1 protein-coding gene is annotated in these 664 nt (G+C 47.6%); it reads right to left on the reverse strand.

What is annotated here, in order from left to right; translation table 11 throughout:
• Positions 1–53: 53 nt before the first annotated feature.
• Positions 54–664: substrate binding domain-containing protein (locus R7R24_RS27475; protein WP_318120234.1), on the reverse strand; the 611-nt coding region annotated here is incomplete at its 5' end.

Consider the following 664-nt stretch of genomic DNA (forward strand, 5'->3'; position numbering starts at 1 on the left):
AACGCTTTGATGTTGGGTAATCACTGCAAATGATAGCGACGTGATGAATCGCATTAAACATGGTTGGGTTCCTTAGACACGAGATGTTCGTTTACAAAGTCGAGAAATACACGCAGACGTGCAGGCATGTATTTGGTTTGTGCGTACTGCATGGCGACCGCACCGTGGTAGTTACTTTTGATCATCCAATCGGACAACACTTCGACCACTTCTCCGCGCTCTAATGCCTCTTTCACCACGAAATCGTGGAAGATGCCAATTCCTAAACCGGCCTTGACGCCATTTAGGCGCATTTGCGAATGGTTGACCGCATACCGACCACTGACCGCGATGGAATGAAACGCCTCTTCTTTAAAAAACGACCAAATGTTGTCTTTGTCGTTTTCCGCTAGGTAAATACAGTCGTGCTGTTCAAGTTGCGTAGGATGTTCTGGCATGCCTCTTTGTGCGAGGTAGTCTGGTGAGGCACACAAAACCAGATTGGATTTGCTGATCTCTTTGAGCACCAAATTTTCCTCCGGTTTATCGGTGAGCTTAAAAGCGACATCAATGCCCTGACGAAACAGGTCGATTTCCCCGTCGGCAGCGCGCAGCTTGAGCTGAATTTTTGGATAACGTTGCAAAAAAGGCAGCACGAACGGTTGCAAGACCGAGTTCAAAAACG

It is taken from the genome of Vibrio sp. 704 (assembly GCF_033339295.1).